Below are 24,242 nucleotides of genomic sequence, written 5' to 3' on the forward strand. Positions count from 1 at the left end.
GTGGAGCCCAAAAAGAAAAAGCGGCCGCGCTCTGTCTTGAGCACGACCGCCTGATCAATCAGGAGTGACTGAGCGCTCAGTGGCCGCCCAGAACCCCAGTACGAACCGAATAATCCACTGCAACCGCGTATTCCGGGTCATCGTCGCTGTCGACCATCAGGTGTCCGGCTTTGTTCAGCAACTGATGGCAATCCCGGCTGAGATGGCGCAGGGCCAGCTTCTTGCCTGCCTCTTCGTATTTCGTCGCCAGCGCCTCGATCGCTTGGAGCGCGGACTGGTCCACCACACGGCTGCGGGCAAAATCCACAATCACGTGATCGGGATCCTCTGCCACGGTGAACAACTCGGAAAAGCCTTCGGTCGACCCAAAGAACAGCGGTCCTTCGATCTCATAGACTTTGGCGCCTTTGTCGCTTTCGCTGTCGCGGGTATGGGCCGTGATGCGGCGCGCATTGTTCCAAGCATAGGCCAGCGCCGACACGATCACACCCACAACAACGGCAATTGCAAGGTCGGTGGCAACGGTCACAACCGTCACCAGCACGATAACAAAGGCGTCGGTGAACGGAACTTTGGTCATCACCTTAAAGGAATTCCAGGCAAAGGTGCCAATCACGACCATGAACATGACACCAACCAGTGCGGCGAGCGGGATTTGTTCAATCAGAGGTGAGGCCGCAACGATGAACAGCAACAGGAACAGCGCGGCTGCGATGCCTGCGATCCGGGTCCGTCCGCCGGATTTCACGTTGATCATTGACTGACCAATCATCGCACAACCACCCATACCGCCAAAGAAACCAGTGATCACGTTTGCCGTTCCCTGGGCGATACATTCCTGGCTTGCGCCACCGCGTTTATTGGTGATCTCGCCAACCAGGTTCAGGGTCAGCAGGCTTTCAATCAGGCCGATGGCGGCCAGGATGATCGCATAAGGCAGGATGATCTCGAAGGTTTCGAGATTAAACGGCACCAGCGGAATGTGGAAACCGGGCAGACCGCCTTCGATTGAGGCCATGTCGCCTACGCGCGGCACATCCAACCCCAGCGCGATGACCAGAATTGCAACGATACCGATCCCTGCCAGAGGAGCCGGGATCACATTGGTGATCTTCGGCATCCCCCAGATGATCACCATTGTCAGCGCCACCAGCCCCAGCATCAGCGCCAGTTGACCACCGGCAAGCCATTGTTCTCCGCCCGTGCCCGGCACTTTGAACTGCGTCAGCTGCGCAAGGAAGATGACAATCGCCAGACCGTTCACAAAACCCAGCATCACCGGATGTGGCACCAGACGAATAAATTTCCCCCAATGCATCACACCTGCGATGATCTGCAGGATCCCCATCAGCACCACCGTTGCAAAGAGATACTCAACCCCGTGTTCGGCAACCAAAGCCACCATCACCACGGCCAAGGCACCGGTTGCGCCCGAAATCATACCCGGACGTCCGCCAATAAGCGCGGTGACCAGCCCGACCAGGAAGGCAGCGTAAAGACCAACCAAAGGGTGCACCCCCGCCACAAAGGCAAAGGCAACCGCTTCGGGCACAAGTGCAAGCGCTACGGTAAGACCTGACAAAAGCTCGGTCCGGATACGGGAAACGGTGAACCCTTCGTCCTGCATGATCGACAGGTTCGGGGGAGAAATCTGCTTGGCCAAGAGGCCCAAAACGCCGCGTGTCATCAAGTTTACCTGAATAAGGGAAGGAGTTTGTTGCTTGCCTGTTAACGGTAAAGACCGTCTCAAGCAAGGCGGGCACCCCGGCTTTACGGCCGCAAACCCAGACGTAGCCCGCGTGACGCACACCATTTGAGGGTAAAATATGCAACTTTAGGCCGTTTGCACCACCGCACCCTCATCACAGGGTTTCGCGGCGAAACCGTTGCGGATGCAGCGTACACCCGGCTTACCCAATCGAAACGCATGACCCTTGCAACAGATCCTAGCAACAACGTGATTTCAGACGCGCCCGCACGATGGGTACAACCGCATCAAACGAATTTGAGCGAGTATCATTGATGAAACGTGCAGCCCTGACCACCGTCCTTTCGCTTTTGCTTACAGGCGGCGCAGTCGCACAGGATCAAGACGGTAATGACACCGCCGGGAATTGGCGTGTCACCCATTTTGAGAAATTCGGAATCTACCTGTCATCCTGCGATGAGCGCCTGGACGGCGGCACCCTCACACAGCGCTGCTACCTGCGTTATGTGGACATATTCTCTCAAAAACCGAAATTTGCCGCCCAGTTCATGTTTGTCACCAATGGGGAAAACGGTCCCGAGGTGGAATTTGGCCTGGAACCCGGCACGCTCTTTGGTCCGAATGGCTTTCGGGTGGATGGACCGGACGAAACCTTGTGGCGCACCCGTCGTGTGGGGTGTCTGACGGGCCTGTCCTGCACTTTTGATGGACGCGCCGCGCAGGATTTGCTGACTGCCATGCAGGAGGGCGCAGCGTTCCGCTTCACGTTCCGTGACAGCCACGGGCAAGCCCAGGATTTGAGCTGGCCATTGGATGGGTTTGCAGCGGCCCTGCAGGATTTCCATAAACAATCCAACCTGCGCGGTCTTTGAGCATCACGCAGCCCGTTCCCCTCTCATAAACCGCCGAGGCCACAGGCATGTGCTTGTCAAAGCGCATCCAACCCCTCACAACTTGGCCAAAGGCATTTTACCGGAGATTTCGACCGTGACCAAAGAGACCATGATTGCCGTAATCGGCGGCTCGGGGATTTATGATATTGATGGGCTGGACGGGGCCGAATGGGTCACCGTCGATACACCTTGGGGCGCACCGTCAGACCAGATCCTGACGGGCACACTTAACGGAGTGAAAATGGCATTTCTCCCGCGCCATGGTCGAGGTCATGTGCACTCTCCCACCGAGGTGCCGTATCGCGCCAATATCGACGCGTTGAAGCGTCTGGGGGTGACAGATGTTTTTTCGGTATCCGCCTGCGGATCCTTCCGCGAGGAAATGGCGCCCGGTCATTTTGTGATTGTGGATCAGTTCATCGACCGCACATTCGCGCGCGACAAGAGCTTTTTTGGAACCGGCTGTGTGGCGCATGTCAGCGTAGCCCATCCCACCTGCCCGCGCCTGTCAGATGCAGCGGAAACAGCGGCAAAGGACTCCGGTATCACGGTGCACCGCGGCGGCACCTATCTGTGTATGGAAGGGCCGCAGTTTTCCACGCTGGCAGAGTCCAAGATGTACCGTGAAAGCTGGGGCTGTGATGTCATTGGCATGACCAATATGCCCGAGGCCAAACTGGCCCGCGAAGCAGAGCTGTGTTACGCTTCAATTGCGATGGTCACCGACTATGACAGCTGGCATCCCGACCACGGGGAAGTCGATGTGACCTCGATCATCGCGACCTTGCAGGGCAACTCTGCCAATGGTCGGACCATGGTGAGCAAGCTGCCGGATCTTTTGGGCGCAAGCCGCGAAGACTGTGAACACGGCTGCGACAGGGCGTTGGAGTTCGCGTTCATGACCGCCCCGGACAAACGAGACCCGGCCCTTCTGGCAAAACTGGATGCCATCGCGGGCCGGGTGTTGGACCCGTCTGTTAAGAGTTAAAGATGCCGGGGGCGATTTCGGCCGCGCGGCCGGATTCGACCATCGTGTTCAGGGCATCTTGTAGCCGTGAGAGCAAGGCAGGATCGCTGTCCAGATTGCAACCAAGATCAAGGTCGACTTCGCTTACAGTAAAGACCCGCTCAACCTCGATACCGGCATCTTGGGCCACCATCGGGGTAGACACGATACCGCTCAGCCAGAGTTCAACCCTCTTGTTGTTGAGCTTGATTGCAATCCCTTCGTTCTGGTTTGACAAGTCCAGGTTGGGGTGGCCTGCGGCTTCCAGCGCATCGGTGCTGCCCCAGCCACGCGTCGCCCCAGTCCGGTGAGGGAAACTGTCTTCCAATGCAGAGAGGGACATGTTGGATCCGGGCAAAGCAAAAAGCGCAAAGCCATCCTTTGCCGACAGATCAACCCACGCATACTTCCCTTCGCGCTCAGCTTTGCGCCAGAGCGCCCTATTGCAGGCGTTGGGGGTCTTTTCGGTTTCGACAACGGTCCGTTTGAACGGCAGGACACGATACTCAAGCGTGAGGCCAGCGGTCGCGGCCGCCTCATCAAGCAATGCAACCAAGCTACCTTCGAGACCAGCATCGGTGTTCTTATATGCCGGCGGGTAGTCGCCATCTGTATAAATGATAAGATCAGCAGCATAAGCCGCCGTGGACATCATTGCGGTCACAGCCACAGCAGCAGTCGAGATCGCAGTTCTGATTTTCATTGCCATTTTCTCCTGAAGCGCAACACAGGTCCGCCGCGTGCACAAAACATCAAACATCACAGGGCAAATCGGCATCAGACTGTTCCAAACGACACCTTAACGCCCCCAAGCATCGCCGTACTGGGGGTGATGCGCATCAAGAAGTGGTTCTGCCCGTGTGCGGTTCAGGCAGGACGCCGCAACAGTGCTGTCACAGCGCCCATGCAGACCAGCGCCACACCGCCACCTCGGGTCAGCCCCGCAATCACATGTGGGCGCGCGATCCAGCGCCGCAGGCGATCTGCCAACAGCGCATAGGCAAGTGCGTTCATCCCGGCCAAGGCCACAAAGGTCGTGATGAGTATCGCGAACTGCGGCAAAAGCGGTTCGCTCGGGCGTATGAACTGAGGCACAAAGGCGATGAAAAAGGCAATGGATTTGGGGTTCAATGCGGTGACCAGCGCGTTATGGGCAAAGACACCGCGCCCGGACAGTTCGCTCCCCTTTGACAGAGATCCCAACTCCGCATGGCCCGCGCTGCGCCAGAGTTTGATGCCCAGCCAAACCAGATAGACAGCGCCAGCCCATTTGAGGGCAACAAAAAGACTTGCAGACGCCATCACAAGCGCACCCAGCCCCAGCAGCGATGCGGTCATTGCAATCAGATCCCCTGTCGCAACACCAAGCGCAGAGGCCACGGCCACCTGCCGCCCCTTGCTCAGGGCATAGGACAGAACCAGCAGAACCGTCGGACCGGGAATGAGCAATAACGCGACCGACGCGCCAACAAAAGCAAGCCACAACGTGAGATCCATCAGCCCCTCCACCATCAATACGGCTAAGCCAGCCTGAATTCGCGGCCTTAGTCAAGCACCCCTGAACATCCGACTTCAACTGCGGTTCTGTTTGACAAATTCACGCATAAAATGGCGAATTTCGCGCGCCGCCGACGTATCAAGTTTCTTGCACAGCGCGACAAATGCGTCCCGTTCTTCCTTGTCCAGGCGCAGGACCAACTGGCTGTCCTTTTTACCCTTTGTTTCGCGGTCTTTCTTCGGCACGTATTCGACTTTCCATACCTGTCATTGACATATGTATATTTTTTGTATATACATATGATGTACACGCTTGCAATCACGCTGCGCTTACGAGTCTTAAAACTGTTACACACGGGCAGAATAAAAATGAATCTTTACGTTGCAAACAAAATCCTGACGCGGGACCGCCGTGACTGGCTAAGACCTCACCTCCCGTGGTTATCGCCTAAATTCTATCGTTCTTACCTAAGCACAAGGCGATAACCCCTTTGACGGGGTGAAGCGAACGCTTCCCTCTTGAAACACTGGCTTAGATCGGCCAAACCCTGTTGGCCCGACGTGGTGTCGGGTGCCTGATTGCGCAGATGAAGCGATCCAACAGGGAGCGAGAGCATGCTGAAAAAACCCGACGTAAAAGACTATATCCGCACCATTGTGGATTTCCCGCACGAAGGGATTATGTTCCGGGACGTCACAACTCTGTTCGCGGATCCACGTGGGTTCCGTATGGCGATTGACCAGATGCTGCACCCCTATGCTGGCGAGCGGATCGACAAGGTTGTCGGCTTGGAGGCGCGCGGCTTTATTCTGGGAGGCGCGATTGCCCACCAGCTGAGCGTTGGGTTTGTGCCGATCCGCAAAAAGGGCAAGCTCCCCGGCACCACAATCAGCGAAGAGTACAAGCTGGAATATGGCGAAGCGATTGTGGAGATCCACGATGACGCCATCCAAAAGGGTGAGAAAGTCCTGGTTGTCGACGACCTCTTGGCCACCGGTGGCACCGCTGGCGCGGGCATCAAGCTGATAGAACGGCTGGGCGGCGACATCATATCCTGTTCGTTCATTGTGGATCTGCCGGAACTGGGCGGACGCAAGCTGCTGGAAAGCCAGGGCATGGATGTGAATGTTCTGTGTGAGTTTGAAGGGCTCTGAGCCTTCTTGAAGACAACGCCACATTCAAGCCGACATTCAAGCGAAACGTTCCAAGGGGCCAGGCGGCCCCTTTTTGCCGGTCGCGTTAGCCTGCCGCCAAAACCGCGCCGGGGTTCATGATACCGTTGGGGTCCAGCGCGGCCTTGATTGCGCGCATGGCGGCCAGTTTGGTGGGATCGCCGTAACGTTCGAGATCGTGCACCTTGATCCTGCCCACCCCATGTTCGGCACTGAAGGATCCATCAAAGCGGGCGACCAGATCATGCACACAAGTCTGGATATCGCCTCTCAACCCTGCATATTCATCGCGCGCACGCCCCTGGGCCGGGAAGACGTTATAGTGCAGGTTGCCGTCACCCAGATGGCCAAAACAATTGATCCGCATATCTCCAATCTGGGCCAGCGCCTGTCCGCCCTCCACGATGAACTTGGGGATGGCGGAAATCGGCAGTGAGATGTCATGGCTCACAATAGAGCCAACCGCCTTGTTTGCGATGGGGATATGTTCGCGCACGGACCAGATTTCCTGCCGCTGAGCTTCGGACTGGGCAATGGTTCCATCGCTCACCAGATCCCGCTCCATCGCGGCTTCAAACAGGGCCAGCAGCGCCTCTTCGGTGCTGGTCTCATTGGCCAGCCCCAGATCAATCAGCACGCACCATTCCGGGCGCGGGTCCAAAGCCTGGCGAATGTCGGGCAGATGTTCGGCCATAAAATCCAGCCCCTGACGGTGCATCAATTCAAACGCGCTGACGGCCTCACCGAATTGATCGCGGGCCAGCGCCAAGAGATCAATCGCCGCCGCTGGGTTGGGCACCACCATCAATGCAGTTCCAAGCCCTCGCGGGCGGGGCGAGAGCTTTAGCGTGGCTGCCGTTATCACTCCTAATGTTCCTTCAGCGCCGATCAGAAGGTTTCGCAGATCATAGCCCGTGTTGTCCTTGCGCAGACGAGTAAGGCCATGCCAGATCTCTCCGTTTGGCAAAACCGCCTCAAGCCCCAGACACAGGTCGCGCGCATTGCCGTAGCGCAGCACATTGACACCTCCGGCATTGGTGCCCAAAAGCCCGCCAATCCGCGCTGTTCCTTCGGACGCAAGCGACAGCGGGAACAATCGGTTCCTGTCTGCGGCGGCGGCCTGAACATCAACCAGAATGGCGCCGGCCTCGGCCACAAGTACATTTTCCTCGGGATAGACCGCGCGAATTTCACTCATTCGCTCCAAGGACAGAACCAGCGGCTTTGCCCCTTCTGGCGCGACCTGACCGCCAACCAACCCGGTTCCGCCTCCATAGGGAACAACAGGAACAAGCGCGTGATTTGCAGCCTTGAGAATCGTCGCGACATCTTTGGCAGTGCGCGGCAATGCAACAGCGCCGGCCTGACCGTGATAGCGGCCTCTGGGTTCTTCAAGATAGCGCGGTTCCGCAGCCCGCAGCGTATCTTCAGGCAGGGCAGACGCAAGAGCGTCAAGAAATTCAGCAGAGGCATCATTCAGAGGCATGGGAAGTCTCATGTTGCTGCCTGAGGTCAGAAGTCAGGCTTGTCCAGAATTCGTACGCCCGCGCCGATCGTGGCGCAAGGCCGCATAAAGCACATGCGTCCGCCAGCGTCCGTTGATCTGTAAATAGGATTGCGCCACACCTTCGTATTTAAAGCCCGAGCTTTCCAGCAACCCGCGCGAGGCTGCGTTCTCCGGCAGGCAGGCGGCCTCAACCCGGCTAAGGTCCAAGCGATTGAACGCATGATGCACCACCGCATTGATTGCCTCACGCATATAACCCTGGCGTGCAAAAGGCAGACCGGTCCAATACCCAATGGTGCCAGCCTGAGCCGGCCCGCGACGAATGTTATCAAGCGTCACAGCCCCCACCAAACGATCATCCGCGCGCCGCAGAATGAACAGCGGCATGGCCGTACCTGAGTTGACGGAGCGTTGCGCCCAGTAAACCCGGTTTGTGAAGGACTTGCGCCCCAAATGATCAGCCGCCCATGACGGCTCCCACGGGATCAAATGGTCCCGACTATGATCGCGCAGAGCCTCCCATTCGCGAAAATCGGAATGGGTCGGCAGCCGCAGCGTCAAACGCTCGGTCTCCAGACGAACCTTACGACGCGACAGAAGCATCAGGCAGCGCGCCTCTCCTGCAATGCCTCCAATGTGGGCGCGGTCTCAACCGGACCATAAAGCGCCAAAGCCGCCGGAGCCTGAACGGCATAGGTTTCCGCAAGGGCCCGCACTTCTGCGGTAGAAACCGCGTCAATCTTGGCAATCGTATGCTCAAGCGAGGGCACCTTGCCCCAGATCTGAACCAAACGCGCCAACCGTTCAGCCCGGTTTGACGGGCTTTCGAGCCCCATCAACATCCCGGCCTTCATCTGTGCCCGAGCGCGTGCGATTTCCTGATCGCTCAGATCATCTGTGGCGCGTTTCAGCTCATCAATAGTGACCTGTGCAAGTTCTCCAACCTGCTCACCGGAAGTGCCCGCATAGATCGTCAGCGCACCGGTGTCCGCATAGGATCCCGCCTGCGAGAAGATCGAATAGCACAAGCCGCGATGTTCACGGATTTCCTGGAACAGGCGGCTCGACATGCCGCCGCCCATAGCGCTGGCATAAATCTGAGCGGTATAAATCGCGTCATCACGATAGCCGGGGCTTTCCAATGCCAGCGCGAAATGGGCCTGTTCCAGTGATTTGGTGTTGCGGACTTCCCCACCACGGAACAGCGCCGTTTCGCTGGGGGTATTGTCCTTGCGCTCCATATGGCCAAAGAGCTTTTCAGCCAATCTCACGATCTCATCATGATCAATCCCGCCTGCTGCGGACAGGATCATTTGAGACGGACCGTAATGTTCCGCAATAAAGGTCTGCAAATCCCGCTGGTCAAAGGCTTTTACCCGCTCTGCCGGGCCCAGGATCGTACGTCCAATCGGCTGGCCGGGATAACACTGCTCTTGCAGCCAATCAAAGATCACATCATCCGGCGTGTCCAGCGATTGGCCGATCTCCTGCAGGATCACATTGCGCTCAACCTCGATCTCGCGCGGGTCGAGGATCGAGTTCTGCAGGATGTCGGCGATCACCTCCATCGCCAGCCCGGTGTCTTCTTTCAACACCCGCGCATAATAGGCCGTGACCTCACGACTGGTGTAGGCGTTGATATAACCGCCCACATCCTCGATCGACTCGGCGATCTGCAGTGCGCTTCGGGATGTGGTCCCCTTAAACGCCATATGCTCCAGAAAATGCGCAATTCCGTTCTGTTCCAAACGTTCATTGCGCGCCCCGGCTCCGACCCAGACGCCGATGGCTGCAGATTGCAGCCCCGGCATATGTTCTGTCACGATACGGAAGCCATTGGGAAGTTCGTGTTGTTGCACCGTTGCTGGGCTGGTCACTTGGCGATTGTCTTTCTGATATGATCTTCAAGCGCGCCCAAATCATTTGCAATCCGGGTCACACGTTCCGATCTTTCATACAGGTCAGACATGCGCGAGGGAAGAGGCGGATGCACATCGCTGGCTTTCTCCACGGCAGCAGGGAATTTTGCCGGATGAGCTGTGGCCAAAGTAACCATCGCAACATCCGTTTTGCGATGCTCATTGGCAACCTTCACGCCAATGGCGCCATGGGGGCACAACAGCTCACCAGAGGCGGCATATTCGGATTTAATGGTCGCCAGCGTCTCTTCTTCGGACGCGCGGCCTGATGCAAATGTGGCAGCCAAAAACTCCATCGCACCCTGGCTGACGTCAAAGCCGCCGGTCTTCAGCTCATCCATCAGTTGTCCAACGGCCTGACCGTCCTGGCCGTAGGCGTAAAACAGCGCACGCTCAAAGTTGGAGGAGACCTGAATATCCATCGAAGGCGAAATCGAGGGGATGGTTTCCCCTTTGTAGTAGCCTTTGCCAGACAAGCAGCGGTGCAGGATGTCGTTCTGGTTGGTCGCAACCACCAGCTGGTCAATCGGCAGGCCCATCTGTTTGGCGATGAAGCCCGCAAAAATGTCGCCGAAATTGCCGGTGGGCACGGTAAATGAAACCTTGCGATGCGGCGCGCCCAGAGAAACAGCGGCGGTAAAGTAATAGACCACCTGCGCCAGAACGCGGGCAAAGTTGATCGAGTTCACGCCGGCCAATCTGACCCCATCGCGGAAGTCAAAATCGTTGAACATGTCCTTCAGACGGGCCTGACAATCGTCAAAATCGCCATCCACGGCCAACGCATGAACGTTCGACGCCGTTGGCGTGGTCATCTGGCGACGCTGCACCTCGGACACACGGCCATGGGGATACATGATAAAGACATTCACAGCCTCAAGCCCCGCAAAAGCCTCCATCGCCGCAGAGCCCGTGTCACCCGACGTCGCACCAACGATGGTTACTGTTTCCCCACGACGTTTCAGAGCAACTTCAAAAAGCTGACCAATCAGCTGCATAGCAAAATCTTTGAACGCCAGTGTCGGACCGTGGAACAGTTCCAGCAGGAAATGGTTTGGTTCCAGCTGTTTCAGCGGCGCACGAGCGGCATGGCCAAAGCCTGCGTAGGCGCGTCCGATAATGTCGCGGAACTCCTGATCGGTAAAACAATCCCCGACAAAGGGGCGCATCACGCGGTACGCGACTTCCTCATAGGACAGACCAGACAGAGCGGCGATTTCGTCGGCGGTCATCGTTGGGATCTCGGCCGGAACATACAGGCCGCCATCACGGGCAAGGCCGGTCAACATCGCCTCTTCAAACGTCAGCTCGGGTGCTTGTCCACGGGTGGAGATATATTTCATCAGTTCGAACCTTTAGGTTGGGTGCCAGTGCGGCGCAGGAAATAGGCTGTCATGCCCCCCCAAATCAGCGCCAAGGAAAACCAGGTGATGGCATATTGTAAATGATCATTCGGAATCCCGGCCGAGGAGATCGGCATTGGGGTCAACGCCTCGCTGCCCGGTGGGGTTTCACGTACAACAAGGAGAATGGGGTTGGTATTCAGTTCCCCGGCCAGGGTGTCCACCTCACGGGCATACCAGACATTTCCAACGCGGTCGGGTTCCGGTGTGAAACTGCCACTTTCTTCGGGCCAGTGCAGATTACCGACCAGGGTCATCACGCCCACAGGACGCGCAGCCTGCTTGTCAGCCGCCGACACAAAGCCCCGATCCACAAGAATGCGGCCCTGGGTTTCGGTCTCGAATGGTGCGATGACGCGGTAGCCTGCCCCCTGCCCTTTGAGGGTTGTCCAGACGTGGATTTCCCCCTCTGCCAGCGTTCCGGTTACAGTCACCGCGCGGAACTTGTCCTGAGTAGGAGAGATCTCGGCAGGCAATGCAACCGGCGCAGCAGCGAGGCTGGTTTCGATCTCGGCCAGAACCGCTTCTTTCCAGCTCAACCGCTTTAACTGCCATGTGCCAAGGCTCAACAGGATTGCGCACCCTATCCCCCCTACAATGGCAAGAAACCAAAACGCTCGCATTGTCCTCATCTTTCCAAAGTCAAAGGCGCGGAAGGTCTCAGCCTCTCGCGCCTTTGGGTGATAATTGGGCTTTGCAGCGTTGAAAACCACAAAGATGTTTCGGTTACATTTCAGGAACCGGATCCTTAGTGGACCGGAGCGCCCCAGATATAGACCGCCACAAACAGGAACAGCCAGACCACGTCAACAAAGTGCCAGTACCAGGCTGCCGCCTCAAATCCGACGTGTTGTTCCGGGGTGAAGTCACCCTTCATTGCGCGGATCAGACAGACCGTCAGGAAAATGGTCCCGATGATCACGTGGAACCCGTGAAAGCCGGTTGCCATGAAGAAGTTCGAGTAGAACTCATCCCCGCCGAATTCCCAGCCTTCATGCAGGATCAATTCGGCATATTCGTAACCTTGCAGGAAGGTGAAGAAAACGCCCAGAGCAATACCAATAGACAGGCCCTGGATCAGCGCCTTGCGGTCGTTGTTGTGAACCAATGCGTGGTGCGCCCAGGTTACGGCACAGCCGGAAAGCAAGAGAACCAGTGTGTTGATCAAAGGCAGGTGAAACGGATCCACCGCGTGAATGGCCGGTGCGACGTATTCCGCGCCAACATAGCTCTCCATCGGGTAGATCGCATGTTTGAAGAACGACCAGAACCACGCAAAGAAGAACATGACTTCGGACATCACAAACAGGATAAAGCCATAGCGCAGGCCAATGCGGACAACTTTTGTGTGGTCACCCTGGCGGGATTCGATCACTACCTCGCGCCACCAGCCGAACATGGTGTAAAGAACCAGCGCCAGGCCAACCCAGAACATGGCCGATGTGACGCCATGCATCCAGAGGACCGAACCGAATAGCAGGACGAATGCCCCGACCGACGCCAGCAGCGGCCAGATCGACGGTGGCAAAATATGATAATCGTGATTTTTAGCGTGCGCCATTCAAGTGTCCCTCACCTAGCGACCGAATTATTGGTTTCATCTGCGCCGACCTCCAGAGCCGCGTACCCTTCGGGCAGATCACTCTCATAGAACGTGTACGACAGCGTGATCGTATGCACGTATTTCGCGTCAGGATCCTCGACGATCTCAGGATCCACGAAGAAGGTTACGGGCATTTGCACCCGCTCCCCCGGTAACAAGACCTGCTCATTGAAACAGAAACAGGCAATCTTGTCGAAATAGCCGCCCGCGGAATAGGGGGTCACATTAAATGTGGCCATTCCCGCAATGGGGCGATCAGTGGGATTATAGGCCTCATAGAAAGCCAGTCCGGTCTCACCGATTTTCAGTTCCATTTGCCGTTCAACGGGTTTGAATTCCCACGGCATGCCCCGGTCCTTGGAAGCATCAAAGCGTACGGTTATTTTACGGTCCAGAACCGTGTCCGACCCAGCCTCCGCAACGCCGGTGACGCCACCAAAACCGGTGACGCGGCAAAACCAGTCGTAAAACGGTACAGAAGCCCAAGCCAGACCGCCCATGACAAGCACAACGCCAACCAGCTGCAAAACCGTTCTTTGTTGTGCGTTTACAGCCATCAGTTGTTCCCCTGTGACAGCTCAGACGGGAAGTTGAACCCGTTGGATGTCACCTTGACCATGGTGAGCGCAAGGACCAGCACAACAAATCCGCCCAGAACCAGCCCAAGGCCGATATTGCGCCCTTTTCGGCGCGTGTGCAGCTCATGTTCTTTGTTCAAAGCCATTGTTACCAGCCCCCCAGCCCAAAGGGTTTCAGAAGTGTTTCAGCAAGGATCGCGCCGAAATGCAGGAAGAGATATAGCAGCGAAAGTTTGAAGAAGTTGCGTTCGACCTTGAAATTATCCATCTCACTCATGGCTTCATCTCGACGAGAGATGCGCAGCGCTCCGATGAGGAACAAGGCGTTCAGCACAATCGCCACCGCAAGGTAGATCGGTCCTCCAATGCTGGTGAAGCCCGTGCCAATTGCAAGGATCGCCAGCAGAACCGTATAGGCCAGAATATGAAGGCGGGTTGCGCGGCGACCGTGTGTCACTGTGAGCATCGGAACACCGGCATCATCGTAGTCGCTGCGCATAAACAGGGCCAAGGCCCAGAAATGCGGCGGCGTCCACATGAAGGTTAAGGCAAACATCAGCCAGGGTTCCAGAGACATTGTCCCAGTTGCGGCAATCCAGCCAATGACCGGCGGGAAAGCACCTGCTGCGCCACCGATTACGATGTTTTGCGGCGTCGCCCGTTTCAACCACATGGTATAGATCACCACGTAGAAGAAGATTGTGAACGCCAGAAAAGCCCCGGCAAACAGGTTGGTGGCAAGCGCCAGCATGATGACCGACAGGCCGGAAAGCGCGATACCAAACGTCATCGCCTCCGACGGGGTGATCTTACCGGCGGGGATCGGCCGCTTTTTGGTGCGTTTCATAATGCGGTCAATGTCCGCATCCCACCACATATTCAGCGCGCCTGACGCACCACCGCCAATAGCGATAAATAAAATGGCGCAAAAACCGACAACCGGATGCACTGAAACCGGAGCCGCCAAAAGTCCCACCAATGCGGTGAAAACAACCAACGACATCACACGAGGCTTCAGCAAGGCGAAGTAATCGCCAAAACTGGCCTCGTCCTCGTAGGTCGTGCTGGCATGAAGGCTTGCGTCAGTCATTATCCTTGGGTCTTTCGTCTGCGCTGCGGGGCCTGTTCGGGCCCCGCGTCATTTGGATCAGGAGTTGCCCGCGCAGGGCAATGTTGAAAGCGTTAGGCCAAAGGCGTGGGAACTGCCCGCAGCTTACTTGGCCGCAACCTGATACGGCTGATCCAGGCTTGCGAATTCCTCGATCGCACCTTTCAGCCAAGCGTCGTAGGCCTCTTGGCTGACCACTTTGACGGTGATCGGCATATAGGCGTGATCTTTGCCGCAAAGTTCGGAACACTGGCCAAAATAGATGCCTTCTTTTTCAGCCTTGAACCACAGCTCTGCCAGACGTCCAGGAACCGCATCCTGCTTCACGCCAAAGGCCGGGATCGTCCAAGAGTGGATCACATCCGCTCCGGTCACCTGCATAACGACGGTTTTATTGACCGGAACGACAACAGCCGTGTCGGTTGCCAACAGGTATTCATCGTCAGCGTAGCCATATTCCGCCAGATCTTCCCGTGCGAGCAGGAAGCTCTCGAATTCAAACTCATGATCCACATATTCATAACCCCAGTACCACTGGTACCCCGTAACCTTGATGGTCAGGTCAGCCTTTGGGATCACCTGCTGCCGGAACAACTCCGGCAAGGAAAAGGAGCCGATAAACACAAGAATAATGATCGGAATCACTGTCCAAGCGATTTCAATCGGAGTGTGATGGCTGAAATTTGCAGGCGTTGGGTTTGCTTTACGATTGAAGCGGACGATGGCCCAAACCAACAAACCGCCAACAAATATGCAGACCAAAGTGATGATGATGAGAATCATCGCATCCAGTTTTTGCAGCCCCTCCGCCAGTTCGGTGGCAGGTGGCTGAAATCCCAACCCGCCATTTACGGGTTTGCCAATTGTCTCCAAAGCCTCCTGAGACATGGCGGGAACAGTCAAAAGGCCCCAAATCAGGCCTCCAAGCTTCCAAGCATTTTTCATTACGCTGTCCTGATCGTTTGATCGCATCTATTGTCGGGCTGGGTTAATTCAGGATTCCTCCCGAATCCGCAAACTGACCCTAAACTGTTGTCTTTGATCCTGATCAAAATCATATTCCTGGACACAGATAAAGAGAAATGCTCGCGGCAAACCGTCGCTTTCTTGATTTAAATCAATAAACCAGAGGACTCCGATGGACCACTCCGACTTTCGTCCCTTTGATACCAGCCTCCCTGAAAATGAGGCGCTGACAGTTCTCAAAACTGCGCTAGACGGGGCGCAAGATGGTGAAATCTTTGCAGAAAGGCGAAAATCAGAATCTCTGGTTTTCGATGACGGGCGCCTGCGCTCTGCAAATTACGATGCGTCAGAAGGCTTTGGGCTGCGGGCGATTAACGAAGATGTTGCGGGCTATGCACATTCTACCGATTTGTCGATAGCATCACTAAAGCGCGCTGCAGACACCGCCCGTCTTGCCGTCGGAAGTGGTGGCGGAACCTGGGCAGATGCTCCTCAGCCCACCAATGCCAAACTTTATACAGACGCGGACCCGATCAGCGCCCTGCCCTTCCCCGTCAAAGTTGAGACACTGCGTGAGATCGACGCCTATGCCCGTGATCTGGACCCTCGCGTGGTGCAGGTAACCGCATCTCTCGCCGCCTCTTTGCAAGAACTGGAGATTCTGCGTCCCGATGGGGTGCGGATTCGCGACGTCCGCCCAATGACCCGCCTGAACGTCTCGCTGATCGTCGAAGAAAACGGCCGTCGTGAGAGCGGATCAGCCGGTGGCGGCGGGCGCGTCGGGTTGGATGGGCTGATTGACCCCAAGGATTGGCAGCAAAAAGTGCAGGAATCATTGCGTATCGCTTTGGTCAACCTGACAGCCGTGCCCGCGCCTGCTGGCGAAATGGAAGTTGTGCTTGGCTCTGGTTGGCCGGGTATTTTGCTACACGAAGCCATTGGCCACGGCCTTGAAGGCGACTTCAATCGTAAAGGGTCTTCTGCGTTTTCTGGCCTGTTGGGCAAACGTATCGCTGCGCCAGGTGTCACCGTTCTGGACGATGGCACGATCCCTGACCGCCGCGGCTCGATCACCGTGGATGACGAAGGCACCCCCAGCCAGAAGAACACACTGATCGAAGACGGGATTCTGGTTGGGTACATGCAGGACCGCCAGAACGCGCGACTGATGGGGGTGGAACCCACCGGCAATGGTCGCCGTCAAAGCTACGCCCATGCGCCCATGCCCCGCATGACCAACACCTATATGCTGGGCGGCGACGCCGCACCTGATGAGCTTGTCAAAGAGATGAAGGATGGCATTTGGGCTGTCGGGTTTGGCGGCGGACAGGTGGACATCACAAACGGTAAATTTGTCTTTAGCTGTACCGAAGCGTATCGCGTCAAAAACGGGGTTGTGGGCGATCCGGTCAAAGGCGCAACCTTGATCGGGGATGGAGCAACGGCGCTGAAACAGATTCGTGCCCTTGGCAACGACATGGCGCTTGATCCGGGCATGGGCAACTGTGGCAAGGCGGGTCAATGGGTTCCGGTTGGCGTTGGCCAGCCCAGCGTTCTTATGGATGGTTTGACGGTTGGAGGTTCCGCCACCTAACCTCCTGAAATTAACCAACCTCAAGAGCAAATTCACAGCGGTGGGTGCAGTTGTCTACTGCCGCTGTGCATCGTTCAGATAGATTTTCCTGATAAAAATAAGGGGAAACACGCATATCCTCCCCCGCACGCTTTCACCGTGTTTTTCTGAAAAAACGACGAAAAAGCGATTTATGTTCACCAGCTGTTAACCCTCATAGTCGTATTTCTGAAGGTGCAACAGGGCGGAGCAAAGGATGATCGAAGGAAACATTTCTTCCACTCACCCCCCACTCCCACCCACCACGGAAGATACTCGACTTTCTTGGCTTCGCCTGTTGCGCTCCCGGCGCGTAGGTCCGGTGACCTTTCACCGCCTGATTAACACATACGGTTCAGCGCAGAATGCGCTGGAAGCGTTGCCCAAAGTGGCACGCGACGCTGGTGTCAAAGGCTATGAAATATGCCCAGCCAGCACTGTGACCGCCGAGTTGGATGCCGCAAAAGCCGCCAAAGCGCGGCTTTTGTGCCTCCTGGACCCGGAATACCCTGCTTTGCTAAAAGACCTTCCCGACGCGCCCCCCCTCTTGTGGGCGATCGGAGACATGTCATTGCTGCACCGCCCCACATTGGCACTGGTAGGTGCCCGCAATGCATCATCGCTGGGGCAGCGGATGGCGCGTGCATTGGCACGGGAACTTGGTGAGGCCGGATATGTGATTGCTTCTGGTCTGGCGCGGGGGATTGATACGGCCGCCCATGAAGCGTCGTTGGACCATGGCACCGTTGCGGTCATGGCAGGCGGCGTCGATGTGGTCTACCCAACCGAGAATGCAAAACTGGCGGACAGTATTGCGGAACGCGGCCTGCGCCTTTCAGAGCAGCCAATCGGGCTTGCCCCGATGGCGCGACACTTTCCGAAACGCAATCGTATTATTGCGGGCCTTTCGCGTGCCCTTGTTGTGGTAGAGGCCGCCGCCCGTTCGGGCAGCCTGATCACGGCACGTGATGCGCTTGATCTGGGCCGGGAGGTTATGGCTGTGCCCGGCCACCCCTTTGACGCGCGCGCTTCCGGATGCAACCTTTTAATCAGGGACGGAGCCCAATTGATCCGCGGTTCTGGCGACGTTCTTGCAGCCCTTCCGCCGCAAGAATCGCCCCGGCCCAAACCGGCCCTTGAAGACTTGCCCCCACCTCCTCCGGAAACGCGTTCCCTGCAGGAAACAGCCGCACTTCACCAACAGATTCTGCAACGCCTTGGCCCGACACCCGTTGCGGAAGACCAATTAATACGCGAAATCGCCACCTCTGCGCGAGTTGTCGCACCCGCCCTGACAGAACTTGAAATGAGGGGGGAAATTGACCGCCAGCCCGGTGGGCTTGTCTGCCTGAAATTCGACAAATCCTGAACATGCGCAATGCATTGGCCACGGGTAACGTCACCTTCGGCGCATTTCTGCACCACTGTGTGCGTCAGTCCATAAAAGGCGCTGAATCCGCACCGCTGATGATTGACCAACGGCAGGAATTGATGCAGTCGGATTGACATTCAGCCCTTGCGCACCACACTTTGCCCCGCCATAGAACGCGCCGAATACGTCCGAAGAGGTCCTTAATTTATGCCAGTTGTAGTCGTCGAATCTCCGGCCAAAGCAAAAACAATCAACAAATACCTAGGCTCAGATTACACGGTCTTGGCATCTTATGGTCACGTTCGCGACCTACCCGCAAAAAACGGTTCTGTTGATCCCGACGACGCATTTGCAATGACCTGGGAAGTCGGTGCCGACAGCCGCAAACATGTCAAAGCCATTGCGGATGCCCTGAAAACCGACGACGAACTGATCCTCGCAACCGACCCTGATCGCGAGGGAGAAGCCATCAGCTGGCACTTGCAGGAAGCGCTGACAAAACGTCGTTCCATCAAAAAATCCACAAACGTCAGCCGGGTTACCTTTAACGCGATTACCAAGGAAGCCGTGACCGAGGCGATGAAGAATCCTCGCCAGGTCGACATGCCCCTGGTCGAAGCCTATTTGGCCCGTCGTGCGCTTGATTACCTGGTCGGGTTTAACCTCTCTCCGGTTTTGTGGCGCAAGCTCCCCGGTGCACGTTCCGCTGGCCGGGTGCAGTCTGTCTGCCTGCGTCTGATCGTTGAACGCGAGATGGAGATCGAGGCGTTTAATCCACGGGAATATTGGTCCGTGAAGGCCCAGATGGCGACCCCACGCGGCCAGAATTTTGAGGCTCGTCTCACCGTTTTGGGCGGCGACAAGCTGGATAAATTCGATCTGGCCAATTCTACGGCGGCGGAACTCGCCGTTCAGGCCGTTGCATCGCGTGACTTCAGCGCCCGGTCGGTCGAGGCAAAACCCGCCTCCCGCAACCCGTCCGCGCCTTTCATGACATCGACTTTGCAACAGGAAGCCAGCCGCAAATTCGGCATGGGCGCACGCCAGTGTATGAACGCGGCCCAACGCCTCTATGAAGCCGGGTTGATCACCTATATGCGGACTGACGGCATTGACATGGCCCCGGAAGCTGTGACCGCTGCTCGTGCGGAGATCGAGAAACGATACGGTGCGGAATATGTCCCGTCCGAGCCGCGTATTTACAAAAACAAAGCCAAAAACGCGCAAGAGGCGCACGAGTGTATCCGCCCCACCGAAATGGGTCGTGATGCCGCTTCCTTGAAGGTTTCCGAAGATGATCAGCGCAAGCTCTATGACCTGATCTGGAAGCGCACCCTGGCCTGCCAGATGGCCGGCGCTCGGATGGAACGTACAACGGTTGATATTGCCTCCCCTGACGCTCAGGTAGTTCTGCGCGCAACGGGTCAGGTGGTTCTGTTTGACGGTTTTATGCGTGTCTATGAGGAAGGGCGCGATGACGTTGTTACTGATGACGACGACAAGCGCTTGCCGCAGATCATGCAGGGCGAAACAATCAAGTTTGCCGGCTCCCTGCAGGCAGATTTTGACAAAGCAGGCAGTGGATCTGGAATTCTGTCCGAAAACACCTCGGTTCTGGCGCTGCAGCACCACACCCAACCGCCGCCCCGCTACACCGAGGCGACATTGGTCAAACGGATGGAAGAGCTGGGCATCGGGCGCCCCTCGACCTATGCCTCTGTAATCACCACAATTCAGGACCGTGACTACGTTCGCAAAGACAAAAACCGCCTGTTCCCCGAAGACAAAGGGCGGATTGTCACGATCTTCCTGCTGAACTTCTTCCGCAAGTATGTCGGATATTCCTTCACGGCAGAGCTTGAAGACCAGCTGGACCATGTCTCTGCGGGTGAACACGACTACAAGGACCTCTTGGGGCAGTTCTGGCGCGATTTTTCGGCCGCAATTTCTGAGACTTCTGACCTGCGGATCTCCGAAGTTCTGGATGTTCTGGATGATGCGCTTGCGCCGCAGCTCTACCCCCCGCGCGAAGACGGCACTGACCCGCGCGCCTGCCCGAAATGTGGCGTCGGTCAGCTGCATCTGAAATCTTCACGCACCGGTGGGTTTGTCGGTTGTGGCAACTATCCGGAGTGTAACTATACCCGTCCGATTTCCGGCGAAGGTGCCGAAGGGTATGAGCGTATTCTGGGCGAGGATGACGGGGATGAAATCCACCTGAAATCCGGCCGTTTTGGCCCCTATGTTCAACGTGGTGAAGCCACGGCGGAGAACAAGAAACCGCCTCGCTCCTCTCTGCCGAAACAGAACAAGGACTACCTCCCTGGCTGGGGGCCCAATGACATCACGCTGGAACAGGCGGTGACCCTCTTGACCCTGCCGCGCGAGATCGGACAGCACCCGGATGGTGGCGTTGTGGCGTCGAACCTGGGCCGTTTTGGCCCCTATCTCATGCACCAGCTCCCTGACGAGGAAAAGCCGGTCTATGTGAACCTCAAAGAGACGATGGACGTGTTTGAGATCGGCATGAACCGGGCGACCGAAATGCTGGCAGAGAAACGTGCCAACCCAGGCCGGGGACGCCGGGCCGCCGCAAAAGCCCTGAAGGAGCTGGGCGAACACCCTGATGCGGGCGGCGCGATCCAGATCATGGAAGGGCGCTACGGGCCGTATGTCAAATGGGAAAAAGTCAACGCGACCTTGCCCAAAGACGTGGAGCCAAAAGATGTGACCGTCGAAATGGCGGTGGGCCTGATTGCGGAGAAGGCGGGAAAGAAAGCCCCCAAGAAGAAGGCTGCAAAGAAGACCACCACAAAGAAGGCTCCAGCCAAGAAATCCACAACCAAGAGCAAGAAGGCCGACGCTGAATAAGGCGGCGGCCCACCTTTAGAACTTAGTTCCGGGGTAGCGTGATCAGTTGGGTCTCGCTTTGCCCCATAGCTTTGGCCCCGTATTCGCAATCGCTCGCAACAAGCGGTGGAGCAACGCCCGCATGGCACCGCACCGCTGCGGCGCGCCGCGTACGCGCGGGTGCCCTCCATGCCGCGGTTGACGCGGCGCGTGTCAGGCAAGCAGTCTCCAGGACGGGGCTTTGGTGCCGTTTGAGCCGCTCCACCAGTTTTTCAGCGCGAGCGCCTTCAACACAGCGCCGCGCTGTCCTTGGTTTACCCTCCTGAAATACCAAAGACGGCTGATGCAAGAACAGATCGCGGCGATTGCGCTCTGGAAGCGCCGAAAGCGCCATCGGTCCAGGGAGAAAACTTTCGACCAATGCGCTTTCGGCAAACAGAACTTCATGCGCTCGTGTCATCACATGCCAATAACTCAGCGCACGGCTTACGCTGCACTGGGTCACATTTGGCAGTCCCAATAGCTTCTTGGCCGGAATTAACACCTGTGACTGGTTAAACATCTGCCACGCTAAATCAGAGGCGACAAGTACCCTGTGGTGGGGCGACACATATAGCGGGCGTTTGGGCCAACCCATTCCAAGCGCACCGACACCGATACGAATGGGCGCTTCTGAACTCCCGGACGCCACATGTTGGCACCCCATCCACACGATGGGCTGAGCCCCGTGGTCCAATGTCTGAACCAGGTCGCCAATTTGCAACTGCTCCACCGGCACCTCACCACCAGCAACCATGAGCCGGGTACCTTCCAGAAAACTGGTGACAAACGCGCTGGCTTCCAAATCTGTACACAGCCAAGACAGATTATCGCCTGCCAAACGGTCAATCGTGACAGATTTGATGCTTTGGGCAATTGGGGCATTTTCGACACGGCCAGGTGTAAGGAACATTCGGCCAAGTTCATCCTGCAGGACATACATTCGCCCTTTTAAAATGGCGCCGTCGACCTTTTGTACCGTGACATGATACTGCAGCGCCCCCTCCAGTGGGTCAGCGGCCTGTTCAACTATCAGCGGGTGCAGGTTTTCTGACATTTGCGCAGAAAAAAGGCCCTCATCAGGGCCACTTTCTTCCAACAGCAATGTCTCATGCACCTCCAGCAACGGCGACGCACCGCTGCCAAATGTTTTTCCGACCAGTAAAAAGGCTTGCGCCACAGACCAGTTCCCATCGAACGTATCCAGCTCGGCATCCTCACCGAGATAGAACGCATCTATCGCGTAGTCAGACATATTAATCCCCCATGGATCTACATGCCAGTTTCCGGACCAATTCGTAACAAATGGTTAATTTAGTGATAATTTTTGACGCCTTTGATTACGTATTAATACGTCATTCTGGGTGAATTTCGGCGAAACTTTCCGCCAAATCGTTAATGGATGCAAAATAATGATTAAAACCGTGGATTGCACAGCAGCGCAGCGTGAATCCGTATAAATACCCGAATCTCTCAGTATTCTTGACTCACCCCCTCCCCGGCGCGAGAACGAAGGCAGAATTTCAGTAGTCGGGAGGACTTCATGAAGAAAGTGTATTCCACCGCCGCCGACGCCCTGGACGGGCTGTTGCACGACGGCATGTTCATCGCAGCTGGCGGATTTGGCCTATGCGGTATTCCAGAACTGCTTCTGGACGCAATCAAGGAAGCCGGCACCAAAGACCTGACCTTTGCCTCCAACAACGCGGGCGTTGATGATTTTGGCATTGGGATCCTGTTGCAGACCCGCCAGGTGAAGAAAATGATCTCATCCTATGTGGGTGAGAACGCTGAATTCATGCGCCAGTATCTGTCCGGTGAACTGGAGCTGGAATTCAACCCCCAAGGCACCCTGGCCGAGCGCATGCGCGCTGGTGGCGCGGGTATTCCGGGTTTCTTCACCAAAACCGGTGTGGGTACCGTGATCGCCGATGGCAAAATGGAGAAGCAATTCCCCACCGGCCCGGATGGCGCAATGGAAGACTATATTATGGAAGAAGGCATCTTTGCCGACCTGTCCATAGTCAAAGCCTGGAAAGCGGATGAGACAGGCAACCTTGTGTTCCGCAAAACCGCGCGGAACTTTAATGTCCCTGCGGCGACCTGCGGCAAGATCTGCATTGCAGAGGTCGAGGAAATTGTACCCACAGGCTCGTTGGACCCTGACATGATCCACCTGCCCGGCATCTATGTCCACCGCATCGTTCAGGGTGAGCATGAGAAGCGTATCGAACAGCGGACCGTGCGCGCGAAGGAGGAAGCATAATGCCTTGGGATCGTAATCAGATGGCGGCACGCGCCGCGCAGGAACTGCAAGATGGCTGGTATGTGAACCTCGGCATCGGGATTCCGACGCTGGTGTCCAACTATATTCCCGAAGGAGTAGAGGTGACGCTGCAGTCGGAAAATGGCATGTTGGGCATGGGCCCCTTCCCCATCGACGGCGAAGAAGACGCTGACCTGATCAACGCAGGCAAGCAGACGATCACCGAACTGCCACAAACCGCCTATTTCGACAGCGCGCAGTCCTTCGCAATGATCCGCGGAGGCAAAATCGCCATGGCCATCCTGGGGGCGATGGAAGTTGCTGAAAATGGCGACCTAGCGAACTGGATGATCCCCGGCAAGCTGGTCAAAGGCATGGGCGGCGCGATGGATCTGGTTGCCGGCGTGGGCCGCGTGGTTGTGGTCATGGACCATACCAACAAACACGGCGTTTCCAAACTTCTCAAGGAATGCACCCTCCCCCTGACCGGCAAGGGCGTGGTTGATCGCATCATCACCAATCTCGGCGTTCTGGATGTTGTTGAGGGCGGCTTGAAAGTGGTCGAACTCGCCGATGATGTGACCATGGAAGAGATGGTCGGCGCGACCGAGGCGACATTGGTCGACTAAGCACCGTCCTTCCGCCAGACGGTATTAAGGGCCTCGTTTCAGACGTGGCCCTTTTTTTGCATAACTTACACCCTGCGGCCCCCACGAACAGAAAGGCCCAAGCGCCAAAATCG

The 24,242-nt window shown here is 56.7% G+C and carries 24 protein-coding genes; 9 read left to right on the forward strand and 15 right to left on the reverse strand.

What is annotated here, in order from left to right; genetic code table 11:
* Nucleotides 1-76: 76 nt before the first annotated feature.
* Nucleotides 77-1,687, reverse strand: a complete 1,611-nt coding sequence (locus tag ACXAEW_RS00245) for a SulP family inorganic anion transporter (RefSeq protein WP_474939387.1) — start codon at nucleotides 1,685-1,687, stop codon at nucleotides 77-79.
* 335 nt (nucleotides 1,688-2,022) lie between these two features.
* Between ACXAEW_RS00245 and ACXAEW_RS00250 the strand changes: the two genes are divergently transcribed.
* Together ACXAEW_RS00250 and ACXAEW_RS00255 are read left to right on the forward strand one after the other, a co-directional pair.
* A complete protein-coding gene (locus ACXAEW_RS00250) occupies nucleotides 2,023-2,580 on the forward strand; it encodes an invasion associated locus B family protein (RefSeq protein WP_474939388.1) in 558 nt (185 codons plus the stop codon).
* 115 nt (nucleotides 2,581-2,695) lie between these two features.
* Entirely contained in the window at nucleotides 2,696-3,589 is an 894-nt protein-coding gene (locus tag ACXAEW_RS00255; RefSeq protein ID WP_474939389.1) for an S-methyl-5'-thioadenosine phosphorylase, read from the forward strand.
* Here ACXAEW_RS00255 and ACXAEW_RS00260 read toward each other — a convergent pair.
* The 3 genes from ACXAEW_RS00260 to ACXAEW_RS00270 form a co-directional block, all read right to left on the reverse strand.
* On the reverse strand, nucleotides 3,579-4,310 hold the full coding sequence (locus ACXAEW_RS00260; RefSeq protein ID WP_474939390.1) for a substrate-binding periplasmic protein: 732 nt from the start codon (nucleotides 4,308-4,310) through the stop codon (nucleotides 3,579-3,581). The two genes, ACXAEW_RS00255 and ACXAEW_RS00260, sit on opposite strands and share 11 nt — an antisense overlap.
* Nucleotides 4,311-4,474: 164 nt before the next feature.
* Entirely contained in the window at nucleotides 4,475-5,104 is a 630-nt protein-coding gene (locus ACXAEW_RS00265; protein WP_474939391.1) for a LysE family translocator, read from the reverse strand.
* A gap of 75 nt (nucleotides 5,105-5,179) precedes the next feature.
* Nucleotides 5,180-5,350, reverse strand: coding sequence for a hypothetical protein (locus tag ACXAEW_RS00270; protein WP_474939392.1), 171 nt, complete (start codon nucleotides 5,348-5,350; stop codon nucleotides 5,180-5,182).
* A gap of 369 nt (nucleotides 5,351-5,719) precedes the next feature.
* Between ACXAEW_RS00270 and ACXAEW_RS00275 the strand changes: the two genes are divergently transcribed.
* Nucleotides 5,720-6,259 (forward strand): adenine phosphoribosyltransferase, encoded by a 540-nt coding sequence (locus ACXAEW_RS00275; protein WP_474939393.1) that lies wholly within the window; start codon nucleotides 5,720-5,722, stop codon nucleotides 6,257-6,259.
* Nucleotides 6,260-6,344: 85 nt separating this feature from the next.
* Here the strand turns inward: ACXAEW_RS00275 and ACXAEW_RS00280 are convergent, their stop codons facing one another.
* The 10 genes from ACXAEW_RS00280 to coxB form a co-directional block, all read right to left on the reverse strand.
* Complete coding sequence (locus ACXAEW_RS00280) at nucleotides 6,345-7,763, reverse strand: FAD-binding oxidoreductase (protein WP_474939394.1); 1,419 nt, start codon at nucleotides 7,761-7,763, stop codon at nucleotides 6,345-6,347.
* A gap of 33 nt (nucleotides 7,764-7,796) precedes the next feature.
* Complete coding sequence (locus ACXAEW_RS00285) at nucleotides 7,797-8,387, reverse strand: GNAT family N-acetyltransferase (RefSeq protein ID WP_474939395.1); 591 nt, start codon at nucleotides 8,385-8,387, stop codon at nucleotides 7,797-7,799.
* Complete coding sequence (locus tag ACXAEW_RS00290) at nucleotides 8,387-9,661, reverse strand: M16 family metallopeptidase (protein WP_474939396.1); 1,275 nt, start codon at nucleotides 9,659-9,661, stop codon at nucleotides 8,387-8,389. Before ACXAEW_RS00290 ends, ACXAEW_RS00285 begins: the two co-directional genes overlap by 1 nt.
* Nucleotides 9,658-11,046: a threonine synthase gene (gene thrC / locus ACXAEW_RS00295; protein ID WP_474939397.1), complete on the reverse strand. Its 1,389-nt coding sequence runs from the start codon at nucleotides 11,044-11,046 to the stop codon at nucleotides 9,658-9,660. The genes ACXAEW_RS00290 and thrC overlap by 4 nt, the downstream gene beginning before the upstream one ends.
* Nucleotides 11,046-11,729 (reverse strand): SURF1 family protein, encoded by a 684-nt coding sequence (locus ACXAEW_RS00300; protein WP_474939398.1) that lies wholly within the window; start codon nucleotides 11,727-11,729, stop codon nucleotides 11,046-11,048. The genes thrC and ACXAEW_RS00300 overlap by 1 nt, the downstream gene beginning before the upstream one ends.
* A 125-nt stretch (nucleotides 11,730-11,854) precedes the next feature.
* Complete coding sequence (locus tag ACXAEW_RS00305) at nucleotides 11,855-12,667, reverse strand: cytochrome c oxidase subunit 3 (RefSeq protein ID WP_474939399.1); 813 nt, start codon at nucleotides 12,665-12,667, stop codon at nucleotides 11,855-11,857.
* Between the two features lie 11 nt (nucleotides 12,668-12,678).
* Nucleotides 12,679-13,266 (reverse strand): cytochrome c oxidase assembly protein, encoded by a 588-nt coding sequence (locus ACXAEW_RS00310; protein WP_474939400.1) that lies wholly within the window; start codon nucleotides 13,264-13,266, stop codon nucleotides 12,679-12,681.
* The gene (locus tag ACXAEW_RS00315) at nucleotides 13,266-13,433 is read right to left on the reverse strand and encodes a cytochrome C oxidase assembly protein (RefSeq protein ID WP_474939401.1); all 168 of its coding nucleotides are present in this window, start codon (nucleotides 13,431-13,433) and stop codon (nucleotides 13,266-13,268) included. The genes ACXAEW_RS00310 and ACXAEW_RS00315 overlap by 1 nt, the downstream gene beginning before the upstream one ends.
* Before the next feature lie 2 nt (nucleotides 13,434-13,435).
* A complete protein-coding gene (cyoE, locus tag ACXAEW_RS00320) occupies nucleotides 13,436-14,377 on the reverse strand; it encodes a heme o synthase (RefSeq protein ID WP_474939402.1) in 942 nt (313 codons plus the stop codon).
* Between the two features lie 123 nt (nucleotides 14,378-14,500).
* The gene (gene coxB / locus ACXAEW_RS00325; protein WP_474939403.1) at nucleotides 14,501-15,340 is read right to left on the reverse strand and encodes a cytochrome c oxidase subunit II; all 840 of its coding nucleotides are present in this window, start codon (nucleotides 15,338-15,340) and stop codon (nucleotides 14,501-14,503) included.
* A 193-nt stretch (nucleotides 15,341-15,533) separates the two neighbouring features.
* Here coxB and tldD point away from each other — a divergent pair, with 193 nt between their 5' ends.
* The 4 genes from tldD (at nucleotide 15,534) to topA (ending at nucleotide 21,216) form a co-directional block, all read left to right on the forward strand.
* Nucleotides 15,534-16,955, forward strand: a complete 1,422-nt coding sequence (gene tldD / locus ACXAEW_RS00330) for a metalloprotease TldD (protein WP_474939404.1) — start codon at nucleotides 15,534-15,536, stop codon at nucleotides 16,953-16,955.
* Nucleotides 16,956-17,190: 235 nt separating this feature from the next.
* Nucleotides 17,191-18,342: a DNA-processing protein DprA gene (gene dprA, locus ACXAEW_RS00335; RefSeq protein WP_474939405.1), complete on the forward strand. Its 1,152-nt coding sequence runs from the start codon at nucleotides 17,191-17,193 to the stop codon at nucleotides 18,340-18,342.
* Nucleotides 18,343-18,344: 2 nt separating this feature from the next.
* Complete coding sequence (locus ACXAEW_RS00340) at nucleotides 18,345-18,479, forward strand: hypothetical protein (RefSeq protein ID WP_474939406.1); 135 nt, start codon at nucleotides 18,345-18,347, stop codon at nucleotides 18,477-18,479.
* Between the two features lie 73 nt (nucleotides 18,480-18,552).
* Nucleotides 18,553-21,216: a type I DNA topoisomerase gene (gene topA / locus ACXAEW_RS00345; RefSeq protein WP_474939407.1), complete on the forward strand. Its 2,664-nt coding sequence runs from the start codon at nucleotides 18,553-18,555 to the stop codon at nucleotides 21,214-21,216.
* Between the two features lie 22 nt (nucleotides 21,217-21,238).
* Here topA and ACXAEW_RS00350 read toward each other — a convergent pair whose 3' ends face one another.
* On the reverse strand, nucleotides 21,239-22,489 hold the full coding sequence (locus ACXAEW_RS00350) for a Hint domain-containing protein (protein ID WP_474939408.1): 1,251 nt from the start codon (nucleotides 22,487-22,489) through the stop codon (nucleotides 21,239-21,241).
* Between the two features lie 288 nt (nucleotides 22,490-22,777).
* Here ACXAEW_RS00350 and ACXAEW_RS00355 point away from each other — a divergent pair, with 288 nt between their 5' ends.
* The gene (locus ACXAEW_RS00355; protein WP_474939409.1) at nucleotides 22,778-23,500 is read left to right on the forward strand and encodes a CoA transferase subunit A; all 723 of its coding nucleotides are present in this window, start codon (nucleotides 22,778-22,780) and stop codon (nucleotides 23,498-23,500) included.
* On the forward strand, nucleotides 23,500-24,129 hold the full coding sequence (locus ACXAEW_RS00360; protein WP_474939410.1) for a 3-oxoacid CoA-transferase subunit B: 630 nt from the start codon (nucleotides 23,500-23,502) through the stop codon (nucleotides 24,127-24,129). Before ACXAEW_RS00355 ends, ACXAEW_RS00360 begins: the two co-directional genes overlap by 1 nt.
* Nucleotides 24,130-24,242: the final 113 nt, after the last annotated feature.

The sequence above is a fragment of the Epibacterium sp. ABZ3_068 genome (genome assembly GCF_056159265.1).

Bases quoted from the DNA above. Each gene is read 5' to 3' on its own strand.
- ACXAEW_RS00300 (WP_474939398.1), bottom strand. From the start codon at position 11,729: ATGCGAGCGTTTTGGTTTCTTGCCATTGTAGGGGGGATAGGGTGCGCA.
- cyoE (WP_474939402.1), bottom strand. From the start codon at position 14,377: ATGACTGACGCAAGCCTTCATGCCAGCACGACCTACGAGGACGAGGCC.
- topA (WP_474939407.1), top strand. From the start codon at position 18,553: ATGCCAGTTGTAGTCGTCGAATCTCCGGCCAAAGCAAAAACAATCAAC.
- ACXAEW_RS00285 (WP_474939395.1), bottom strand. From the start codon at position 8,387: ATGCTTCTGTCGCGTCGTAAGGTTCGTCTGGAGACCGAGCGTTTGACG.
- ACXAEW_RS00360 (WP_474939410.1), top strand. From the start codon at position 23,500: ATGCCTTGGGATCGTAATCAGATGGCGGCACGCGCCGCGCAGGAACTG.
- ACXAEW_RS00340 (WP_474939406.1), top strand. From the start codon at position 18,345: ATGCGCAATGCATTGGCCACGGGTAACGTCACCTTCGGCGCATTTCTG.
- ACXAEW_RS00305 (WP_474939399.1), bottom strand. From the start codon at position 12,667: ATGGCGCACGCTAAAAATCACGATTATCATATTTTGCCACCGTCGATC.
- dprA (WP_474939405.1), top strand. From the start codon at position 17,191: ATGATCGAAGGAAACATTTCTTCCACTCACCCCCCACTCCCACCCACC.
- ACXAEW_RS00310 (WP_474939400.1), bottom strand. From the start codon at position 13,266: ATGGCTGTAAACGCACAACAAAGAACGGTTTTGCAGCTGGTTGGCGTT.
- tldD (WP_474939404.1), top strand. From the start codon at position 15,534: ATGGACCACTCCGACTTTCGTCCCTTTGATACCAGCCTCCCTGAAAAT.
- ACXAEW_RS00260 (WP_474939390.1), bottom strand. From the start codon at position 4,310: ATGAAAATCAGAACTGCGATCTCGACTGCTGCTGTGGCTGTGACCGCA.
- ACXAEW_RS00265 (WP_474939391.1), bottom strand. From the start codon at position 5,104: ATGGATCTCACGTTGTGGCTTGCTTTTGTTGGCGCGTCGGTCGCGTTA.
- ACXAEW_RS00315 (WP_474939401.1), bottom strand. From the start codon at position 13,433: ATGGCTTTGAACAAAGAACATGAGCTGCACACGCGCCGAAAAGGGCGC.
- ACXAEW_RS00275 (WP_474939393.1), top strand. From the start codon at position 5,720: ATGCTGAAAAAACCCGACGTAAAAGACTATATCCGCACCATTGTGGAT.
- ACXAEW_RS00280 (WP_474939394.1), bottom strand. From the start codon at position 7,763: ATGCCTCTGAATGATGCCTCTGCTGAATTTCTTGACGCTCTTGCGTCT.
- coxB (WP_474939403.1), bottom strand. From the start codon at position 15,340: ATGAAAAATGCTTGGAAGCTTGGAGGCCTGATTTGGGGCCTTTTGACT.
- ACXAEW_RS00355 (WP_474939409.1), top strand. From the start codon at position 22,778: ATGAAGAAAGTGTATTCCACCGCCGCCGACGCCCTGGACGGGCTGTTG.
- thrC (WP_474939397.1), bottom strand. From the start codon at position 11,046: ATGAAATATATCTCCACCCGTGGACAAGCACCCGAGCTGACGTTTGAA.
- ACXAEW_RS00350 (WP_474939408.1), bottom strand. From the start codon at position 22,489: ATGTCTGACTACGCGATAGATGCGTTCTATCTCGGTGAGGATGCCGAG.
- ACXAEW_RS00250 (WP_474939388.1), top strand. From the start codon at position 2,023: ATGAAACGTGCAGCCCTGACCACCGTCCTTTCGCTTTTGCTTACAGGC.
- ACXAEW_RS00245 (WP_474939387.1), bottom strand. From the start codon at position 1,687: ATGACACGCGGCGTTTTGGGCCTCTTGGCCAAGCAGATTTCTCCCCCG.